Genomic DNA, 19,940 nt, shown 5'->3' with positions numbered 1-19,940 from the left:
CTTGGTTGACAGTGAAGTGCTCCGAAGTTTGCAACATGTCATATCCGCAAACCGCCTTCCTCCATTACTTTAACAGAACTGCCATTAGAACATCAGAAATATAAAGTTTGCAATGAACAAGAAAATTAGATGGATTTTAATTGCGGTACTGATAGTCACGATTGCTTATTTAGCTTCATTGTCTGACCCATCAGAAGATGAATCCATCAGGTTGGTTGATATCAATAGAAATGTATATTTGATTACAGACCATAACACCTTTTCGGCAGGATCAATCTTCGCTGAAATGTTTAAGTTTTACAATATGGGTCAGGTAATTGGACAAGCAACGGGTAATTTATACTCTTTCAATGGTTTTGCTTTGGCTCATTTTGCTTTGCCTAATTCTAAGCTGACGTATCAAATTTCTTCGGTTTATAATTTAGCTAATAAAAAAGAAGAGGGCATGAAATCGGTTGAGCCAGATGAATTTCTTAACTTAGAAGTGGATCCTGTAAATTATATTTTCCGAAATTATATAGATAACTGAAAGAGTGCAAAAAAACCGAGTATCTGTGGTCCATGCCCCCGTCTTATATAAAATAAAAACGTTAGCATCATGATAGAAGAATTACCAGATAACACATGGCCTGTACCGAAACTTGTCTTTTTGGTAGATTGGGGATCACTAAGAAATATTCCATTTCAAGAAGTTGATGGCTTGGGAAATGGTGCCACAAGTATTAGAATTTAGACATAGCTTTAGTCCTGTATTTTCTACCAACAGGCAACTATACCCAGTAAATAAAGAAAAAAACCAATGCTTAGTAGCATTGACTTTAACTATAATTTAGTCTCTAAGTAAATATTTTTTAGTCCCTATAAATACCTTCTATTTCATTCCACCCAATCTGAGCTCTGTTCTTCTGTTTAACTGGTGCATGGCTTCCGTGCACGGAATGGCTCCGCAATCGTTGATTGGCTGGGTCTTGCCGAACCATTCGTACTGCATTCTGGCAGCTTCCACTCCCCTGTTGACCAGGTAATCCATCACCACTGCCGCCCTGCGCTCGCTCAGCCCTTTGTTGTACTCCTCGCTGCCCCGCTGATCCGTGTGGCCAGAAATGTACAATTGCAGGTTGGACATGCGTTTAAGCATAATAGCTGTGCGTTCTAGTTCTTTTCTATGTACTGATCTTAGTGTACTCTTATCAAAGTCAAAGTAAATGGTTGGAAGATTATGTAATTCCGCCTGCATGGCCTCAAGCAGGTCTGATGCATCGCAGATATCTTTTCCCATCAGTTCCTTCGGCATCTCGTACTGCTTGTCCCTGTCAGGGAAGGCTTCAAGTACCAGTTCACTTCTTCTGTTCAGCTGATGTGCCGGCTCCGGACAGGGTACCCCATTTCCACAGTCATTAGTCAGCTGCTCCTCTCCGTACCATTCAAGCCTGATCCGTTCAGGGCCTATATTATAATTAGCTAGGTATTCCCGCACCGCATCTGCACGTCTCTGGCTCAGCGTCTGATTATAGGAATTGCTTGCCCTTGAGTCTGTATGGCTACCCACCAATAGATCCAAGAAGCTGTATCTGTTCATCAGTTCTGCAATTTTGTTTAATGCCTCTTCTGCGTCCCTTCTGATCTTGGATCTGTCCAGGTCGTAATAGACGATGTCCACATATACCGGCATCTGGTAGGGAATGGCCGCCAACCTGTACTCACGCTCCAGCTTTTCCTCTTTCATATTGATCGTGCTCAGGGTACGGTCTGTGACGCTGAAGTATCCTTTTTTGCTGATCACCAATCCAAATTCTTTTCCTGGTTCAAGGTCTGCTAAAAGCTCTCCGGTAGCACCTCGTTTAGTGGCCACTATTTTGCCATTTTTCTCCTTAATATCTGCATTAAATTCCTCAGCAATGATGTTGCCATCACAGTCGATCACACGTGCGATCATACGTTTATGCAAGTCTTCTATCAGATAGATATCATCCAAACCTATCCCTCCTTGTCTATCTGAAGAAAGGTAACGCTTACCATCTGCAAATTCGATATATGCAAAGTCATCTCTTGGACTATTAAATGGTACTCCCATATTTTCGGGACTTCCTATGACGCCATTGCTATGAGGAGCTCTGAAAATATCCATACCGCCAAGTCCATCATGACCCCTAGAACTAAAGTAAAACCAATCTCCCATCAAGGAAGGGTGGCTTTCATTTTCTACAGTGTTGATGCTACTGCCAAGGTTGATTGGGCTACCAAAATTTTCCTTTCCGTCATAATCCACAAAGTAAATATCGTATCCGCCAAATCCTCCTTCCATATTGGAAGTGAAATATAGCCTCTTTGTTTCTGCATCATAGAAGCCGTTCATGACGCCATATGTTAGCATGTTGTTATGAGGAAAAGGTTTGGAGTCACTGATATTGCCATCGGTGTCTAGATTTCCGTAAAAAATTCCAGGATAGTTATTCATATCCATGCTTTTTTTTCTACTACCTTTAACTTTCGTTTGGCCTATGAAAGCTGTGTACATAATCTTTGTACCGTTAGCATATATATGAGCGTCTGATACGTGTTGGACTCCTTGAAGGTCTGATAAAAGAAGTTTAACCTCTTCTTTTCCGTCTTTAACATATAGCTTGTAATATTCTCGCTCGTTAAAATTGCTTTTTTCTTGAGAGAAAATATTGTTTTTGGCATCCAAACGTATTGCTTTTCGCTTAGAAGAGCTTAAATCTCCTCGATCACTTGAAAAATAATGTTTATCTTCCCATTTGGATGTACCGAAATCTGAACCGGAGCTATTGATACCCTCTGCTTGTACAAGCTTGACATTTTTACGTTCGCTATAAAGTTTTTCCAAAGTCTCTAAGTTGAATCCTGGAAAGTCGAAAGTACTGAATCCCCCTGATATCATGAAAGCATTGAGATCTTCGGCTTCTCCTGCCTGCATGGCAGCTATTAAGTACATGTAAAAATCGTCTTTGGTGGATTCGTTGTACGCTATCGTTTTTCCCCACCACTCAAAAGTTTTATCATAATCTCGGAGAACTTGATAGGTGATGGCAAGTTTTCGGGCTGTTGCGTAGCTCTCTTTTTTGGTATAAGCTTCCTCATATACCTGACCTGCATGGGCGTAGTTTTCAAGTTCAAACTGTTTGTCTGCAAAACGGATAAGAGGCCGTTGTGCTTCTGTAGCTGCTGAATACAGGATCAGAAACACTACTACCAAAAATTTCAAATATCTTTTCGTGATTTCCATCATCAGAACCATCTTGGGTTTTTAAGTTTTACATTTCTTGGAGTCAGGTAGTAGCCCACGGAGAATTCATGTGAGTTGTTTCTGTAATTCTGAAGAGTATTTAGATTAGTATCATAAGCGTAGCCTATCCTCAAATTTTCGGTGGCAAATACCTCCGCAATAAATGCAATCGCTGTTCTGTTGTTCAGATTTCCCTCTAAGTTATCTTTCCACATTCTGGTATTTGATCGGTAACTTGCGCCCAACCATAGACGTTCTAAAAATAAAAACATTCCGTTTATATCATAACTAGTTGGTGCTCCTTTCACTTCCTTGATAAGGAAACTAGGTTTGAATTCCACTTTGTCACTTATTGATAACAATGCACCAGCAGTTAGATAGTAATGGAAATCATGAAATGCAAGTGCAATATCCTCACGTTCAAGCGCTCGCTTACCTATCATATTGAATGCACTTATACCTGCGTAAAAAGTGCTGTTGTGAAAAAATAGTCCTGAATTCATGTTAGGAGTAAATATGGTTTGTGTACCCAAAGGGAGATTTGGATCCATCATTTCTAAAGGATTCAGTTTGCTTCCATCGATCATGTATTGACTTGCTCCTGCACTTATACCAAGCCCAAGGAAGCTTTCTTTGCCTGTTTGTATGCGGTAGCTGTAGGTCAGCATACCTGTTGAAGTGCTTGTAGGGCCAATGTGATCACTTAATAAGGAAAATCCAAAGCCCATTAAACCTTCATTGGCACTTAGATCTGCGGTTATAGTGAACGTACGCGGAGCACCAGGGAAATTTACCCACTGATTTCGGAAGGTACTCTGAATATAGCCCTCATTTCTATAGCCCGCATATGCAGGATTAATGTGTAACCCATTAAAAATATATTGGCTGAATTGGGGTAGCTGTTGTGACCAAGATTTCGATGGTGCCAAGAATGCAGTTATCAAAATAATTAGTAGAGGTCCAAAATTATTTTTCATGTATTGATATTTGAAATATTTAAATCCGCAGTAAAAATACACTAAAATGTTTTTCATTTCAAATAAATTCCAATAAAAAAATTATCTGTAATTCATTTTTAATATTATAAAATGCTTTTAAGTGTATTTTAAAATTAAAAAACATCCCATTTAAACAAAAAAAAGAGGCTTTTCGCCTCTTCTAAACTTTTTTTCTATGTTCTTTTTTAATTTTTTTGATGTATTCTTTTATTACTCGCATTTTGTGACTTTCTCCCAAAATCTCTTTGGGAATTATCCTTTCCAAACTCCACTGCATAAAATTTTTATTTTAGGTGATGGTAAACTAACGACAAAAGTTCTGGAAGGTTTCTGTGCAGTGTAATTTTTTGGCTATGCCTCTGAGGGATAGAATAAAATTGATAACTTGAACATAAATTTATCACCTATGACTATTCACACAATTTCAGAGACCCAACATACCATCGATAGACTTTTTGACTTGCAGCAAGCTCATGCGGTCAAGTTGCGAAAGAGTCCGGCCACGGCAAGAATCAATTTACTAAAAAGACTATTGGAATGGATTATGACCCATCAAGAGGATATCCGGAAAGCCATTCATGCAGATTTTAAAAAACCATATACAGAAATTGATATCAGTGAGATTTTTGTGGTCACAAGTGAAATCAATCACACGATCAAGCACCTGTCTTCTTGGATGAAACCTAAGAAGGTACCTACTCCGCTTACCATGTTGGGCAGCACTTCTTATGTTCATTATGAGCCAAAAGGTGTATGTCTGATCATTTCTCCTTGGAATTATCCATTTAATTTGGCGCTGGGTCCTCTCGTTTCTGCCCTTGCGGCTGGAAATACGGCGATTATCAAACCTTCGGAAATGACCCCACATACCTCTGCTTTATTGAGGCGCCTGGTGGCAGAAGTGTTTGATGAACAAGTAGTAGCAGTAGTAGAAGGAGAAGTGGAGGCAGCCCAATTGCTCCTTCAAAAACCTTTTGACCATATTTTTTTCACCGGAAGTCCTGCCGTTGGAAAAATTATCATGAGGGCGGCAGCTGAGCATTTAAGTTCGGTGACGCTTGAATTGGGAGGTAAGTCTCCTGCGGTCATTGATCAGCGGGTGGATTTCAAAGATGCGGCCTCCAAGCTTGTTTGGGGAAAATTTGTCAATTGTGGACAGACCTGTATTGCACCTGATTATGTACTTGTGCATGCTTCTGCCAAAAAAGAACTAATCGATGCCTTGAAATCCACTATTGAAGTCATGTATAATCCTGCGGGCAAGGGTGTTCAGGCTTCTCCGGATTATGCTCGTATCGTCAATACCAAACACCTGAACAGATTATCTTCCATGCTTCAGGATGCTGTAGACAAAGGTGCAGTGATTGAGTCTGGAGGAGTTATCGATGTGGCAGAAAACTATTTTGAACCTACGATTATTTCTGGGGTGACCGAGGAAATGGAACTTATGCAGGAAGAAATCTTTGGCCCAATTTTACCTATCATGGAGTATCAGGCCCTTGACGAAGCTGTTGATTACATTAATAAGCACCCCAAACCATTGGCTTTGTACAGTTTTTCCAAGTCAGATGACTTTAATAAACAGGTGATTGCCCATACTTCTTCCGGTGGGGCTGTGGCTAATGATTGCGTGCTGCACTTTCTTCAGACGGAATTGCCCTTTGGAGGTGTCAATAATAGTGGGATAGGAAAGGCCCATGGGTATTATGGTTTTCTTGCTTTTAGCAATGAAAAAGCAGTGATGAAACAGCGCATAGGCCTCACTGCTTCCAAACCTCTTTATCCTCCTTATGGAGCAGTGGCCAAAAAAGTAGTAGAATCTCTTCTCAAATGGTTTTAATTCCTTATGAGGTCAATTAGAAAACTTATTCTTGTTTGCAGTCTCTCTTTTATGGCTAATCATGCTTTTACCCAATCCGCTGCCCGAAAACATGGGATAGCTATAGGTGTTATGCCCACAGGCCCTCTCAATGCCATCACGGATGTGAAAGGCGTTTCTGTTGGGCAGGTTACCAAGGTTGAGGGGACATCTATTCGCACAGGGGTGACGGCAATTTTACCTCATATGGGTAATCTTTTTCAACAAAAGACACCGGCGGCCATCCATGTTGGAAATGGCTTCGGAAAGTTGGCTGGTAGTACGCAGGTAGAAGAATTGGGGAACTTGGAAAGTCCGATCATTTTGACCAATACCCTAAGTGTAGCAGCTGGGATAGAAGGAGTAGTGTCGTATACGCTTCTGCAAGCAGGCAATGAACAGGTACAATCTGTCAATGCTTTGGTCGGAGAAACCAATGATGGTTTTCTAAACGATATCAAAGGTATGCATGTCAGGAAGGAGGATGTGATACAAGCCATTGAGCGCGCATCTTTTGGTCCTGTTGAGGAAGGAAGTGTGGGGGCAGGAACAGGGACTGTTTGTTTTGGATTCAAAGGAGGGATTGGGACTTCCTCTAGAGTGCTTCCAGCTTCTTTGGGGGGCTATACCGTCGGGGTATTGGTGCAGAGTAACTTTGGAGGGGTATTGCAAATCGATGGAGTTCCCATTGGAGAGGAACTGGGACAGTATGTTTTCAAAAACCAATTGGAATCTGCGGATGGTTCATGCATGATAGTGGTGGCAACAGATGCCCCTTTGGGTGAACGCAATCTCAAGCGCTTGGCTTCCCGAGCTATGTTGGGTTTGGGAAAAACTGGAGGCATCGCATCCAATGGTTCCGGCGATTATGTGATTGCTTTTGCTACCCATGCCAAAAACTTGGTTCCACACGATACCAAAAGAGGGGAGTTCTATTCTCCTAACTTATTGCCAAATGACCACATGAGTGCTTTATTTCTAGCCGTCATAGAAGCAACGGAGGAGGCAATCATCAATTCTCTTTTTGCCGCAGAAACGATGATAGGAAAAGATGGGCGGAAAGTGGAATCCCTTCCAAAGGCCCAAGTATTGGAAATCATGAAAGGCTATGGAAAGCTAAAAACTCTCTAAAGCTTGAATAGCTAACCCTATAATTGCTTATAGTTTGTCAATATTTTCCAGGTAGGTTTTTGCCTGATTCAAGATTTCTTGCCGATTGTTCATTTTACTCCAAGTGCGGTACATCATGCCTATTCTTGGGTTTTTGGCCAGCTTATCCTCATTACGGTGGTAAAAATCCCAATAGAGACTATTGAATGGACAGGCATTTACTCCTGTCTTTTTCTTTTTGTCGTACTTACAGGAATCGCAATAATTGCTCATCTTATCGATATAATTGGCAGAAGATACATAGGGCTTTGTACCGACAATACCTCCATCTGCAAACTGACTCATGCCTCGGGTATTGGTAATCTCTACCCACTCGATGGCATCTATATAGATGCCCAAGTACCAGGCGTCTACATCATCGGGGTCTATTCCTGCTAAGAGCATAAAATTCCCAGTCACCATCAATCGTTGAATATGATGGGCATAGGCATGTTCCAAGGATTGCCCGATGGCATGCTTGAGACAGTTCATGGAAGTTTTACCTGTCCAAAACCACTCGGGAAGCTTTCTGTCATGTCCAAAGAAATTGAGTTCAGCATATTCAGGCATTTTAGCCCAGTAGATGCCTCGCATATACTCCCTCCAACCGATGATCTGACGGATAAAACCTTCTACTTGGGCAATGTCAACTTTATCCTGATGGGCATACCAGTATTTTTCTACGGCACTGACGACTTCTAATGGGCTAATCAGCTTTGAATTCATGGCAAAACTTAATCTGCTATGGAATAAGAAGGCATGCCCGGTGTACATAGCGTCCTGATACTGACCAAAATGTGGTAACAGTTGCTTGCAGAAATATTCTAATACCTCCAATCCTTCCTCCCGTGTACAGGGCCAATCAAATTTTTGAGGATTGACAGTCCCTATCCAAGAAGTTCTCGAGCCTTCCAAGAGGGACAGGATTTCACGTACATCACGGGTATGGGTTTTTGGTTCTTGGATCAATAGGGGATCTTTCAGTTTATTTCGGTTGTCATGGTCATAGTTCCATTTGCCAGTCAAAGGTTCTTTCCCATCCATGAGGATAGCGTATTTTTTCCGCATCTCCCGATAGAAAGATTCCATTAAGTAGGTTTTCTTCCCATGAAAAAACTCATTTAAAAAAGTACGGGTAGTCAAAAAGTGTTCGGTATCGTATGCTTGAGAAGGAATGCTCAACTGTTCGCAGAAATTTTTCAATTGCTCATCCAAGCGATACTCATCGGGAAGCTGATATTCGAAGCGTTCAATGCCATGTTTAGCAATCAGCTGTTGTAGGTTCAACTCCAGCGATTGGTTGTTATCCTCATGATCGAGTTCATAGTAGATAACGTTATGTCCCTGATTTCTCAGCTGCTCTGCAAAAGCTCTCATAGCTACAAAGAAACCGATGATCTTTTGAATATGGTGCTTGACATAATCCGTTTCCTGCCGCATTTCCATGATTACATAGGTTACATGGGGTTGTACTTGTTGAAACCAAGAATGTTGACTATTGAGCTGATCTCCTAGGATTAGTCGAAGTGTTTGGGCCATTGGAATTTCTTTGTTAGTAAAATCAAAAAGTTTGCAGAATGTTTGAAAAAAGAAAAAGCCTCTCTAACCTGTGGCTCTAGAGGCTTTTGTATTCATAGGGACTAAACTCTAGTATCGGAAGCAAGGCATACTAGATTTTCTGCCTGCTGCGTTTTGGGTACTTCCTGCTAAGAAGGAGAATCTCATGGAAACTTCATGCGCTCCGCTGGTATTGGCTATGCCTAGTTTGGTTAAGGTGTAATCGTAGCTGTATCCGATGTCAAGGCCATTGCCAAGAGAGATGCCTACTACACCGATAAGGGACTCTGTGTTGGGTCGATTAAGGCCAGGTGTTGGGAGACCTCGGTACCATACCCCTAAGGTAAGTGGCTGAAGTACTAACTGGGTTCCCAAGTCTAATTGGTTAAATGGATCTTGGTGCTTGTAGTTAAAGGCAAGTACCAATAATTTTTTATTTTCTACATTATTCATGTAATTTCTGCTCATTCCACTTCCCAAATCGAAGCTGATTCCTCCATGTACGGAGTATTTGATTGGCCACTTTGCAATCTGATCATCCACAAAAGAGATGTTTGGTTGTGTGATGTGATGGGCAGAAACTCCCAACCATGCCATTTCATTGGTGTACAACATCCCAAAGTGATAGTCTAAATAGCGATGGTTGACATCCAACCCTAAGTTTTCTCCAGATGGCAAACCGGCTTCCCCTGTCAATGGGTCGATCATGCTTCCGAAGATAACACTACTGAAATCAGCATCTCTGCTCACAAAGCTTGCCTGACCTCCGAAGCGAAGGAAGCTATTAAATCCCAATTGCAACCTATAGCTATATACTGCACCAATTTCGCTGGTTCTTAAGTTGGACATGGTCTCGGTTACGCCATTAGCGATAATGCCGAAGCCACTATTTAAGCTGAAAGAATAATGATCTAAGTATGTAGAATAGGCATTCAATGAATGGTCCATTCCAGGGAATTGATTTCTGTAGTTGACTCCAAACCGTGTCATTTCAGAACTTCCTGCAAAAGCAGGGTTTAAGAAAATCGGTGCTGCATAAAACTGGGAGAACTGTATATCTTGGCCTTTCACAGAAATTCCTAGCATCATGAGGGCAATAATTACGAATATCTTTTTCATGGCCTTAACGGATAAGAGTGAAAGAACCTGATTTATGGATGACTTCGCCGCTAAGCATGGTCATCGATATTCTGTACATATAATTGCCTCTTGGCAACAATCTACCCCTGTGGGTACCATCCCAACCGGATTCTATCCTAGAAGAAGCGAAGAGCTCCTCTCCCCAGTTATTGAAAATGCTCATTTCAAAGTTTGCAAAGCCTTCTGCTTTCGGCATGAAAAAATCATTCAAACCATCTCCATTGGGAGTGAAAGCGCTTGGAATGGTAATCCATTCTTTGGCTTTAACTACTAAAACGGCGTGAACTTGTTCTGCTACACACCCATAGATATCGTAGGCTCTCAATGTAACTTGATATTTTCCAGCTTGCGTGAAGATATGGATCGGATCTTTTTCAGTACTCTTTGTACCATCACCAAACTCCCACTCCCAAGTAATGAAGTCATTTGAGATAAGGCTGATAAACTGAAGTGGTTCTGAAACAAACACTTCATCTTTTGAACTAATTTCTAGTTTTCTATATTCGAAGTCTACCCTTCCCAATTCACCATAGTATGGAAGTTCTACCTTAGTCCGAGCATTTACAATACATCCATTGGCATCGGTAATCTGTACTTGTAAATCCTCTGTCTGGGTGAATGAAATTTCTTGATTTGAGGAGTTATCATTGAACCAGTGAATGGTATAAGGTGTAACTCCACCTTCAATCACCACCCAAGCATGACCTAAAGCATTTCCTGTTTCACAGTTCATCTCCACAGTGGATGCTATTCTTGCTTCTAAGGTTGGAGGAGCTTTAATTTCAAATGACCTGCTGACTGTGCAACCTTCCGCATCCGTAGTTTCAATAGTATAAGTGCCTGCTTCTAAATTTTGAATAGAAGGGGTATTTTTTCCATTACTCCAGAGAACCTGATAAGGAGCTTTTCCTCCAGAGATAGTCACCTCGATTGCGCCGTCTTGAGATTGGGCGCAAAGATTATCCAGAATACTCATAGGTTCAATGGCAAGTATTTCTCCACCGTTGATTTCAAATTCCTTTTCGTATCTACATCCTGCAGCATCTCTTACTAAGACCACATAACTTCCTGGTTCAAGCTGTTTTAATTCTCTTGCTGTACTGCCGTTGGACCATAAAAATGTGTAAGGAGCTTTTCCACCGCTTACATCTAGGCTGATAGCACCCATTTGACCATTATCACATGAAGGCTGTTCTACTTTTTCCCTTACATTTATTCCTTCATCATCACCATTAATAGCAAATGAAATTGTGACTTCACAATTATATATATCATAAATACTTACTTGATATGAGCCTGGATGAAGGTTTTTAGCTTCCATACTATTTTCTAAGCCATGACTCCACTTTACTCGATATGGTTCACCCCTCCCAAATCTTACATTGATTTTTGCTGAGCCAACAGTGCCATTAGCACAGTTTGCGTCGTTTCTCTCTATCAAATCAACAATAAATGGAAAGGGAGGTTGAATGATGATTCTTTCTCTTACAAAATTGCCCTCATTATCTGTAATTGTGACAGTATAGGTTCCAGCAAATAAATTGTACCTGTTTTGAACTGTTTCGTTATTATTCCATAAAAATCTATAAGGAGGAGTCCCACCTTTTACATCCAAAAGTATATGACCTCTTTCTTGATGAGAGCAAAGAGCCAATTTGCCAGAAATGGACACATGAATTTTAGAATTTGAAGGATGACTTTCTAGTCTTTGTCCTAAAACAAATTCTTTGATTGGGTTTCCGTTAGAGTTGTGGTTTTGAGCTATACAATTTTTGCTCAAACAAAGTAGGCAGATCACCAACCCCAAAACTAGAGAAAATTTTAAGATGAGCGCCTTCATGTTTTGTTGGTTTTAGCCTAGTTCAATCACTTAGTTAATAACACTAATTATGTATTTCAAGGTTAAAATTTCGAATGTTGTTTTTTAGAATATTATATTTTGTTTTTTGTAAATAACAAAATGAAATTGCTATTTGTTTGTTGTTTACTAAAAATTATAAAAGTTTTATGACATTTACTAGTGAAAGAAGGTTTAATTTTTTCGAAAAAATATCACCTAAATGTTCAATTTTTCTTTAAAAATTCACATACTGCAATTTATTGAAGTGCTTAGGCTTTTTATTGTATTTGTAATAATTTTTAAAAAAAATGCCTTTTAAAAAAAATTAATACTGAAAGCAAGGTATTCTGCGTGCTCGCTGATTTCTACTTTTAGGATCTCCCCAGAGAAATGTATATCTCATAGAAAATTCGTGCGCACCACCACTATTTCTTAAATTAAGCTGTGATACTGTGAAATCAAAACTATAGCCAATATCCACACCATTTCCCAGAGCTACGCCTATTACAGCAATGACAGCTTCATTATTTGGCAAAGCATATTTGGTGGGGAGTCCTCTATACCAAACGCCAATTACCAATGGGTCGAGAAATAACTGCGTACCTATATCCAGTTGATTGAAAGGGTCTTGTTGCTTGTAATTAAAGGCGAAACCAATAGATCTCTCTGTATAAGAATTAGTGTAAGGATCACGTGTGTTACCATAACCAATATTGAGTCTCACACCTCCATGTAATGAAAGTCGCATCGGTAATTTGCTAATTCCATCATCTACAAAAGAGACATTAGGCTCATTAACATGATGAGCCGATGCTCCAAACCACATGTTGCGACTGGTAAAAAGTGTTCCAAAACTGTAACTCATGTATCGGTGCTGAAAATCCGTTGCAAAAATACCAGCTGCAGAAAGTGCATCAGTTGGATCAGTTCCAGTAAAACCAGAGCCTATGTCAATCATAGAACCAAAAAGTAAGCCACCAAAGTAAGCATTTCTACTTACAAAGCTCGCTTGCCCACCAAGTCTCCAATCTATCTCACTTGAAATTTTCAATTTATAGCTGTACAATACACCGATCTCATTGGTAGAAAGCTGAGCGAGACTTTCCTGATTTCCATTGACAATTAACCCAATCCCACTATTTAAATCATAAGAAAAATGATCAATATAAGCAGAATAAGAATTGAATGAATGATTAAGACCGGGCCATTGATTCCGATAATTTACACCAATCCTTGTTAATTCTGTTGAACCAGTCAGTGCTGGATTTAAAAAAAGAGGAGCGGCATAGAATTGTGAAAACTGTACGTCTTGGCCTTTAAGGCTCATCGAGTACAACAATCCAAAGAATATAATTAAAACTTTATTTAGGTATTTGCTTAACATACAATCCTCTACCTCAATGATATGAATTTATTTCACACCATTATCTGCTGTATAATTTGGTCCAATAAATAGTTACCAGGGCGAGGGTTACTTTTATGAGTCTATAATATCCAGATACTTAGGTATCAAGATATACATTATGTCGTGAATATAAGGGGTTTTTGAATTCTAGCCATGTTTCCCGACTTAAATTTTTGTTAATTAATAGAAAACATAATTTATGCCAATCTTAAAGTGGTTAGTTTCAAACTTTGCTAATTAAATACCTAGATCTATCTGATGCCTTAAGATATCATCAAAGGTCTCGCGGGCCCGGATTAATTTGGCTTTGCCGTCGATGATCAAAACTTCCGCTGGTTTCAGTCGGGAATTATAATTGGAAGCCATAGAGAATCCATAAGCACCCGCATTTTTGATAGCGATGATGTCTCCTTCTTGCACTTCTTTCAATTTACGGTCTGCCGCAATGGTATCTGTTTCACAAATATAGCCTACGATCGTGTATACGCGCTCAGGTCCTTCCAATCGGGAGATGTTGACAACACTGTGATAAGCATCGTACATCATCGGCCTGATTAAGTGATTCAGTCCTGTGTCTACACCGATAAATGTAGAGGCTGGGGTAGATTTGATCAAATTGACTTTTGTCAACAATACACCTGACTCCGATACCAAGAATTTCCCCGGTTCAAACCAAATTTCCAATTGTCTTCCATAAGTTTCACAGAACTCTTGAAAGGCTTTGGACACTTTCGTGCCGACATCTAAAATATCAGTAGCAATATCACCCGGCTTGTAAGCAACCTTGAAGCCTCCTCCAAAGTCCAGGAATTGAAGGTCTTTAAACTCACGTGCGGCATCAAACAGGATTTCCGCTCCTTTTAAGAATACCTCCGCATCTAGAATATCCGAACCTGTGTGTACATGTAGTCCCGCAACATTTAGGTCATAGGCTTCTACTACTTTCAAAATATGCTTCAGCTGCAAAATGGAGATACCAAATTTGCTGTCGATATGACCTACGGATATTTTGGCATTGCCTCCTGCTAGAATATGTGGATTCAAGCGAATGCATACAGGAACTTGGTTGCCATAATACGTACCAAAGTGTTCCAGCATGGGAATACTGTCAATATTGATCATGACCCCCAAGTCCACTGCCTGCTGAATTTCTTCGAAGCCCACACTGTTGGGGGTGTACATAATTTCTTTGGGTTCAAATCCCGCATGCAGGCAAAGCAAAACCTCTTCTATGGATACAGCATCTGCCCCTGTACCTGCTTTTCTCAATAATTTCAGAATATTGATATTGGAAAGGGCTTTCGTTGCATATTTGATGCGAAGGTCTACAGTAGCGAAGGCTTGCTTCAATAAATTAACCTGACTGACGATTTTATCTGCATCATACACATATAGAGGAGAGCCAAACTCTTCCACCAGAGAAGTCAACGGAATGCCTTGAATATGATAGAAATTATCTTTGATTTGCATGGAATGGTAATTTGAGCTTCAAAGATACAGTTATCCGCTGAAAAAATGGGAAGGATATGGTAAATTGATTGCCATTCAAGTGCTCGGGAATCATGCTTGGGTTAAATTTTGTTAAGTAAATTCATTACCAAACGAATCCCTTTAAATTTGTTGTATGTCAAAGTTTCAAATGAATGTAATCATCGTGATGATGACCTTAGCCAGTATTGGGCTGATAGGTTTTCAATACTATTGGGTGAGAAATGCATTCAAGATCAATGAAGAGCGCTTTGAGCAAAATGTGTATCAATCATTGTTCAGTACAGTCAATCAATTAGAGAAAGGGGAGACGAGCGAGATTTTTTTAAGTTACCTAGCCAAAGACCCTAATTTACAGGAGTTTTTATTCCAAAAAATCGAGCCCATTGATATCCAAATCCGAACCCGTCCTATGCAACCTAGGCGTCCATCGGTCAGGGATTCAATGATGCAATTGAATATTCCCAATGTCAGTCAGCGATTCCGGAGAATCATCCAATCACGAGGTTTAGAAATTAACGTATTGAGTGACTTGGAACAATTCTTCCTCTATTTGACCCCTGAAATTGCTTCGTCTATGTTTACGCCGGATGAAATGGAGATTTTGCTTCAAGAAAAAGAACGTCAGCTGCAATATCTAGATCAAACAGAAACAGCCTTTTCCAGAAGACGGGGGCAAGAAGTAGTGACCGAATACAATATTGCGGATGCCTTGGAAAAAATTCGCCGAGCCAACATGAAGATTGAAGCCATGAACCAGGCTTGGGCAGAATTATTGGAAGGTCAAAAAAAAATTCTTAGCAGGCTAGATACTGCTCAGGTACGTCAGCTTTTCAGAAATCAATTGAATGAACGTGGGATTGAACAGCGGTTTGAATTGGCTATTGTGGAAGATGCCAAAGATTTGATTCCATTAACGAAAATTCTGGATACCGTGGGATTGGTGACCAATGGGATTCAAGCCAAGTTGTTCCCGGCAGATATCTTAGGAAAGGATAATTTTTTGATTGTCAATTTCCCTGAAAAACGTCGCTATATCTTGCAGCAGATTTGGATACCTTTAATTAGCTCCTTGTTATTCTTGGGGATTGTAATTTTCTGTTTTGTGTATGCAATCCGTGTCATTATCATGCAGAAAAAGTTGTCAGAAATCAAAAATGATTTCATCAACAACATGACGCATGAGTTTAAAACTCCTATCGCTACGGTGAGTTTGGCTGTGGAGGCTCTTCAAGACCCTGCGTTTGCGAGTCAGGATTCCTTTAGAAAACGTTACCTGAATATTATCAAAGACGAAAACAAGCGCTTAGGAACACAGGTAGAAAAAGTACTGCAGGCTGCTACTCTCGATAAAGAGGAGTTGAAACTAAAACTAGAGGAGATAGACCTGTTGGAGATTGTTAAAAAAATCAAATCCCAGTTTTCTTTGCAGGTGGAAAATAAGGGAGGGAAAATCACCTTGGAAAATTCTGCTGCAGACTCCCTGATGAAGGGGGATGCTTTTCATATTGCCCATATCATCAACAACCTGCTCGACAATGCTCTCAAGTACACACCTACCAACCCCACCATTTTAATTAAATTGTGGGAGGAAGGAAACATGCTGTGTGTAAGTGTAAAAGATAATGGGGTAGGTATGAGTAAAGAGGCTGTAAAAAAGATTTTTGAAAAATTTTACCGTGTTCCAACAGGAAATATTCACGATGTCAAAGGTTTTGGCCTAGGTCTTGCCTATGTAAAAACCATGGTGGAGGCCCATCAAGGTCAGGTGACTGTTAGCAGTGATTTAGGAAAAGGAAGTACATTTACTATTAAACTACCCAAACAAGCATGAGCAAATCAAGATTATTAGTAGTGGAAGATGACCCAAATTTGGGCGATATCTTGCAGGAATACCTCACGATGAAGGGATACGAAACAACCCTTTGCAGAGATGGAGAGGAAGGTTGGTCCAAGTTTAAAAAGGATAAATATGATTTGGCTATTTTGGACATCATGATGCCTAAAAAAGACGGATTTACGCTTGGAAAAGAAATCAAAATCGTCCAGCCGGATCTTCCGATTATTTATCTGACAGCCAAAAACCTGAAGGAAGATATCATTGAAGGGCTTAAAATCGGTGCAGATGATTATATCACCAAGCCCTTCAGCATGGAAGAACTCTTACTACGGATTGCAGCGATTTTGCGCAGAACCAAAAAATCTGAGGAAACAGAGGCGCTTAAGGTGTACCAGTTCGGAGATTTTGAACTTCACTACGATGAACAGTATATCAACAGCCCTACGGGTAAGCACAAACTTACCTCCAAAGAGAATGAGTTGATCCGATTATTGGCCTCGGAGATGAATAAAATTGTCAATAGAAGCCATGCATTGAAACAAATTTGGGGTGATGACTCTTATTTTAATGCCCGCAGCATGGATGTATACCTGAGCAAGATCCGAAAGATTTTAAAAGAGGATCCAAAAGTACAGATCATTACCATTCATGGGGAGGGTTTTAAAATGGTAGTCACCGAATAATTCTTCTACTGAATGACACTGAAATACGATTACATCATCGCAGGATCCGGATTGGCGGGATTGAGTTTATTGCATGCTTTACTCACCAAGGATTCTTTGAAGCAAAAAAACATCTTGGTAATCGACAGTGCAAAGAAGAATCTCAACGATCGTACTTGGTGCTTTTGGGAAAAAGATGCAGGACCTTTTGAATCTCTGGTTTGCCATGCTTGGGACACCTTGCAGTTCTTTTCCCCTCAAGTTTCCAAAGAATTCCGCATGAAAGAGTACAAGTATAAAATGATCCAATCAGGAGATTTTTATGCAAAAGTCCTCAGTCTTGCCCAAAAATACGCCAATGTGGTTTTTGTGGAAGAGCAGATTCAATCCATCCAAGAGGAAATTAACGGGGCAAGTGTACGCACGGATAAGACAACTTATCAGGGGGAGTATGTATTTAATTCCACCTCCTTGTTTAATCCTCCCATGAACGAGGAGAACACCTTGCTACAGCATTTTATGGGATGGTTTATCAAGACGGATACTCCTGTGTTCAATGAAAAAGTGGCTACGCTGATGGATTTTACGCTTTCCCAACATCATGGAGCTACCTTTATGTATATGCTGCCCACGAGTTCCACCGAGGCTTTGGTTGAGTACACGCTTTTTTCTCCAAGAGTTCTTGAGGAACGTGAGTATGTCCAAGCCTTGGAGTCATACATTGAAGATAAGTTGGGTATCCATCATTATGAGATCACGCATCAAGAATTTGGGGTAATTCCAATGTCCAAGGCAAAGTTCCAGGCCAGTATTGGGACTCAAAAACGAATCATCAATATTGGGACCGCGGGAGGTCATACCAAGCCAAGTACAGGCTACACTTTTCAATTTGTCCAAAAACATGTTTCCCAAATGGCCGAACAATTGGCCCATGGTAAATCACCGTTAGTAGCCATGAATTGGAGGGATCATATGTTCCTTTGGTATGATATGACCTTATTGGAAGTCTTGATGAGTAAGCGGCTCAGTGGAGAACAGATTTTTTCTCATCTCTTCAAAAAAGTAGATCCTGAGAGGATTCTCGCCTTTTTGGCCAACGAAAGCGGCTTTTGGGAAGAGTTTGCCATTAGAAATGCAGTCCCTCAAGTGCCCTTTATTGTGTCAGGTATGAAGGTATTATGGGATTGATGGGTAGCGTTAACTTGGATATTCCATATATCGTTCCGTTTCCTCCTTCAACGTAGTTCCAAACAGTTTTTCTACCATATGCAGTGACAAATCTATCCCTCCTGCAACTCCTGCCGCAGTCATGATTTTTCCATGATCTACAAAGCGTGCATCCTTTAAAGCCTGAGCTGTAGGCTCTATGGATAGTACATCTTCAAATACAGATGCATGGGTGGTGAATGTTTGGTTGCGGAGGTAACCTAATTGAGCAAGAATACGTGCACCTGAACAAACAGTAGCTACGATTTGGGCTTGTGGAATAATTGAATCAATCCATGTCATGCCAGCTTCATGAGTCAGCAGTGCTTTACTCCCATCCCCGCCGGGAATGATCAAAATATCGAGCTTAGCAATAGCATCCAAGCTACAATCAGGCATTATTTTTAACCCGTTTTTAGCAGTGACGAGGTTTTTATCCAATCCAATCACACGGATATCGAGTAGGCTGTAGTCTGATAGCTGATTGGCAACGGAGAATACCTCAAAAGGGCCCGCAAAATCCAGCACTTCCATGTCTGGAAATGCGAGTAATCCCAGTTGTAGTTTGGCTTGCATAGCTTGTTTTAGGAGTTGATGATGCGTTCCAAGTCAGCAGGTGAGTATTGTACTGATTTGAGGGTTTTTCTATCCCCTGTTCTGTACACCAAATACAAATCCCCTGCTTGTTCGTAAAAACAATCCGTTCCCATTTGCTGATAATGAGCTACTGTAGCCTCTGCTTCCTCAACGGATTTACAGGCTTTGCTCATGTTGGAGCGCTGCACTTCATCGAAGAGTGTCTTGAATTTTTCTGCTAAGCCAAACTCTAAGATTGCTCCCGAAAGTACATATTGTAAGTCGCATAAAGCATCCGCAATTTCAACAATATCCTTGTTTGCTATTCCTTCTTGAAGCTCTTTGAGTTCCTCCGCAAGCAAGGACACTCTGAGCTCGCAGCGATTTTCATCAGGAACTTGTGGGCTTGGAAGAATGGGGTGCTTGAATGTCTGATGGAAGGCCGCTACGGAGGTTAAACTTTTTGGATCTTCCATGGCTTAGCTATTGAAGTGGTAAAGAAAAACCAAGGTACCTGTAAATGAAGGTTTTTTCTGACCTTCAATTTCCAATTTAACATTGACTTCTGCTTTGATTGTCCCGCGAAGATTTGCTACATTTTTCAAGTTGGCATTCAGTCTTACCCGATCATTGACCAATACAGCCTGTGCAAATCGAAGGTTTTCGATGCCATAGTTTACCATCATTTTGAGGTTTTCTACCTGTACGATCTGCTCCCAAAGGTAAGGTACGAGCGAAAGCGTGAGGTATCCATGCGCAATAGTATTGCCAAATGATCCCTCTGTTTTGGCTCTTTCGGGGTCCGTATGGATCCACTGATGATCTAAGGTTGCATCTGCAAAAAGATTGATTTGCTGCTGACTAATGGCGTGGTATTCGGATACACCCAATTCTTGGCCAATATATTTTTCGAAGTCTTCGAAGCTGCCTATGGTGAGCTGACTCATATGTTTACGGTTTTGATGAAAGCTTAA

At 40.5% G+C, this 19,940-nt stretch carries 17 protein-coding genes; 7 read left to right on the top strand and 10 right to left on the bottom strand.

The features are described 5' to 3' along the window. Positions 1–112 precede the first annotated feature (112 nt). Together IE080_RS15330 and IE080_RS19650 are read left to right on the top strand one after the other, a co-directional pair. Entirely contained in the window at positions 113–529 is a 417-nt protein-coding gene (locus tag IE080_RS15330; RefSeq protein WP_189584558.1) for a S41 family peptidase, read from the top strand. Between the two features lie 69 nt (positions 530–598). Then, positions 599–733, top strand: a complete 135-nt coding sequence (locus tag IE080_RS19650) for a hypothetical protein (protein WP_262893062.1) — start codon at positions 599–601, stop codon at positions 731–733. Positions 734–871: 138 nt separating this feature from the next. Here IE080_RS19650 and IE080_RS15325 read toward each other — a convergent pair whose 3' ends face one another. Both IE080_RS15325 and IE080_RS15320 read right to left on the bottom strand, forming a co-directional pair. Next, on the bottom strand, positions 872–3,247 hold the full coding sequence (locus IE080_RS15325) for an OmpA family protein (protein WP_229800676.1): 2,376 nt from the start codon (positions 3,245–3,247) through the stop codon (positions 872–874). A 2-nt stretch (positions 3,248–3,249) separates the two neighbouring features. Next, positions 3,250–4,224 carry a PorP/SprF family type IX secretion system membrane protein gene (locus tag IE080_RS15320; RefSeq protein WP_189584556.1) on the bottom strand — a complete coding sequence of 325 codons (975 nt, stop codon included), beginning with the start codon at positions 4,222–4,224 and terminating at the stop codon, positions 3,250–3,252. A 427-nt stretch (positions 4,225–4,651) separates the two neighbouring features. Here IE080_RS15320 and IE080_RS15315 point away from each other — a divergent pair, with 427 nt between their 5' ends. Both IE080_RS15315 and IE080_RS15310 read left to right on the top strand, forming a co-directional pair. Further along, positions 4,652–6,085 (top strand): aldehyde dehydrogenase family protein, encoded by a 1,434-nt coding sequence (locus IE080_RS15315; RefSeq protein WP_229800675.1) that lies wholly within the window; start codon positions 4,652–4,654, stop codon positions 6,083–6,085. A 51-nt stretch (positions 6,086–6,136) separates the two neighbouring features. After that, on the top strand, positions 6,137–7,234 hold the full coding sequence (locus tag IE080_RS15310) for a DmpA family aminopeptidase (RefSeq protein WP_229800674.1): 1,098 nt from the start codon (positions 6,137–6,139) through the stop codon (positions 7,232–7,234). A 27-nt stretch (positions 7,235–7,261) separates the two neighbouring features. Here the strand turns inward: IE080_RS15310 and IE080_RS15305 are convergent, their stop codons facing one another. From IE080_RS15305 to lysA, 5 genes are all read right to left on the bottom strand, one after another. Next, positions 7,262–8,791, bottom strand: coding sequence for a cryptochrome/photolyase family protein (locus IE080_RS15305; RefSeq protein WP_189584550.1), 1,530 nt, complete (start codon positions 8,789–8,791; stop codon positions 7,262–7,264). 108 nt (positions 8,792–8,899) lie between these two features. Continuing rightward, complete coding sequence (locus IE080_RS15300; protein WP_189584547.1) at positions 8,900–9,928, bottom strand: PorP/SprF family type IX secretion system membrane protein; 1,029 nt, start codon at positions 9,926–9,928, stop codon at positions 8,900–8,902. 4 nt (positions 9,929–9,932) lie between these two features. Continuing rightward, positions 9,933–11,789: a T9SS type B sorting domain-containing protein gene (locus IE080_RS15295; protein ID WP_189584544.1), complete on the bottom strand. Its 1,857-nt coding sequence runs from the start codon at positions 11,787–11,789 to the stop codon at positions 9,933–9,935. 325 nt (positions 11,790–12,114) lie between these two features. Next, complete coding sequence (locus IE080_RS15290; protein ID WP_189584541.1) at positions 12,115–13,173, bottom strand: PorP/SprF family type IX secretion system membrane protein; 1,059 nt, start codon at positions 13,171–13,173, stop codon at positions 12,115–12,117. 258 nt (positions 13,174–13,431) lie between these two features. Continuing rightward, on the bottom strand, positions 13,432–14,664 hold the full coding sequence (gene lysA, locus IE080_RS15285; RefSeq protein ID WP_189584538.1) for a diaminopimelate decarboxylase: 1,233 nt from the start codon (positions 14,662–14,664) through the stop codon (positions 13,432–13,434). A 154-nt stretch (positions 14,665–14,818) separates the two neighbouring features. On the opposite strand from lysA, the gene IE080_RS15280 reads away from it, so the two are divergent. From IE080_RS15280 to IE080_RS15270, 3 genes are read left to right on the top strand one after another with little or no spacing between them, the layout of a single operon-like run. Beyond that, positions 14,819–16,516 (top strand): sensor histidine kinase, encoded by a 1,698-nt coding sequence (locus IE080_RS15280; protein ID WP_189584535.1) that lies wholly within the window; start codon positions 14,819–14,821, stop codon positions 16,514–16,516. Further along, positions 16,513–17,205 carry a response regulator transcription factor gene (locus tag IE080_RS15275; protein ID WP_189584532.1) on the top strand — a complete coding sequence of 231 codons (693 nt, stop codon included), beginning with the start codon at positions 16,513–16,515 and terminating at the stop codon, positions 17,203–17,205. The genes IE080_RS15280 and IE080_RS15275 overlap by 4 nt, the downstream gene beginning before the upstream one ends. Before the next feature lie 12 nt (positions 17,206–17,217). Next, complete coding sequence (locus IE080_RS15270) at positions 17,218–18,372, top strand: lycopene cyclase family protein (protein ID WP_189584530.1); 1,155 nt, start codon at positions 17,218–17,220, stop codon at positions 18,370–18,372. A gap of 9 nt (positions 18,373–18,381) precedes the next feature. Here the strand turns inward: IE080_RS15270 and IE080_RS15265 are convergent, their stop codons facing one another. From IE080_RS15265 to IE080_RS15255, 3 genes are read right to left on the bottom strand one after another with little or no spacing between them, the layout of a single operon-like run. After that, positions 18,382–18,966: a DJ-1/PfpI family protein gene (locus IE080_RS15265; RefSeq protein ID WP_189584528.1), complete on the bottom strand. Its 585-nt coding sequence runs from the start codon at positions 18,964–18,966 to the stop codon at positions 18,382–18,384. A gap of 8 nt (positions 18,967–18,974) precedes the next feature. Continuing rightward, on the bottom strand, positions 18,975–19,442 hold the full coding sequence (locus IE080_RS15260) for a pyrophosphohydrolase domain-containing protein (protein ID WP_189584526.1): 468 nt from the start codon (positions 19,440–19,442) through the stop codon (positions 18,975–18,977). A 3-nt stretch (positions 19,443–19,445) separates the two neighbouring features. Beyond that, positions 19,446–19,913 carry a MaoC family dehydratase gene (locus IE080_RS15255; RefSeq protein ID WP_189584524.1) on the bottom strand — a complete coding sequence of 156 codons (468 nt, stop codon included), beginning with the start codon at positions 19,911–19,913 and terminating at the stop codon, positions 19,446–19,448. Between the last annotated feature and the right edge of the window lie 27 nt (positions 19,914–19,940).

Source organism: Mongoliitalea lutea, assembly GCF_014652135.1.
GTDB lineage: Bacteria > Bacteroidota > Bacteroidia > Cytophagales > Cyclobacteriaceae > Mongoliitalea > Mongoliitalea lutea.
The sequence above is the reverse complement of the archived record's forward strand: the minus strand, read 5'-3'. Positions and strand labels throughout refer to the sequence as shown.

Bases quoted from the DNA above. Each gene is read 5' to 3' on its own strand.
- IE080_RS15265 (WP_189584528.1), bottom strand. From the start codon at position 18,966: ATGCAAGCCAAACTACAACTGGGATTACTCGCATTTCCAGACATGGAA.
- IE080_RS15315 (WP_229800675.1), top strand. From the start codon at position 4,652: ATGACTATTCACACAATTTCAGAGACCCAACATACCATCGATAGACTT.
- IE080_RS15305 (WP_189584550.1), bottom strand. From the start codon at position 8,791: ATGGCCCAAACACTTCGACTAATCCTAGGAGATCAGCTCAATAGTCAA.
- IE080_RS15310 (WP_229800674.1), top strand. From the start codon at position 6,137: ATGGCTAATCATGCTTTTACCCAATCCGCTGCCCGAAAACATGGGATA.
- IE080_RS15275 (WP_189584532.1), top strand. From the start codon at position 16,513: ATGAGCAAATCAAGATTATTAGTAGTGGAAGATGACCCAAATTTGGGC.
- IE080_RS15290 (WP_189584541.1), bottom strand. From the start codon at position 13,173: ATGTTAAGCAAATACCTAAATAAAGTTTTAATTATATTCTTTGGATTG.
- IE080_RS15260 (WP_189584526.1), bottom strand. From the start codon at position 19,442: ATGGAAGATCCAAAAAGTTTAACCTCCGTAGCGGCCTTCCATCAGACA.
- IE080_RS15325 (WP_229800676.1), bottom strand. From the start codon at position 3,247: ATGGAAATCACGAAAAGATATTTGAAATTTTTGGTAGTAGTGTTTCTG.
- IE080_RS15330 (WP_189584558.1), top strand. From the start codon at position 113: ATGAACAAGAAAATTAGATGGATTTTAATTGCGGTACTGATAGTCACG.
- lysA (WP_189584538.1), bottom strand. From the start codon at position 14,664: ATGCAAATCAAAGATAATTTCTATCATATTCAAGGCATTCCGTTGACT.
- IE080_RS15280 (WP_189584535.1), top strand. From the start codon at position 14,819: ATGTCAAAGTTTCAAATGAATGTAATCATCGTGATGATGACCTTAGCC.
- IE080_RS15300 (WP_189584547.1), bottom strand. From the start codon at position 9,928: ATGAAAAAGATATTCGTAATTATTGCCCTCATGATGCTAGGAATTTCT.
- IE080_RS15270 (WP_189584530.1), top strand. From the start codon at position 17,218: ATGACACTGAAATACGATTACATCATCGCAGGATCCGGATTGGCGGGA.
- IE080_RS19650 (WP_262893062.1), top strand. From the start codon at position 599: ATGATAGAAGAATTACCAGATAACACATGGCCTGTACCGAAACTTGTC.
- IE080_RS15295 (WP_189584544.1), bottom strand. From the start codon at position 11,789: ATGAAGGCGCTCATCTTAAAATTTTCTCTAGTTTTGGGGTTGGTGATC.
- IE080_RS15255 (WP_189584524.1), bottom strand. From the start codon at position 19,913: ATGAGTCAGCTCACCATAGGCAGCTTCGAAGACTTCGAAAAATATATT.
- IE080_RS15320 (WP_189584556.1), bottom strand. From the start codon at position 4,224: ATGAAAAATAATTTTGGACCTCTACTAATTATTTTGATAACTGCATTC.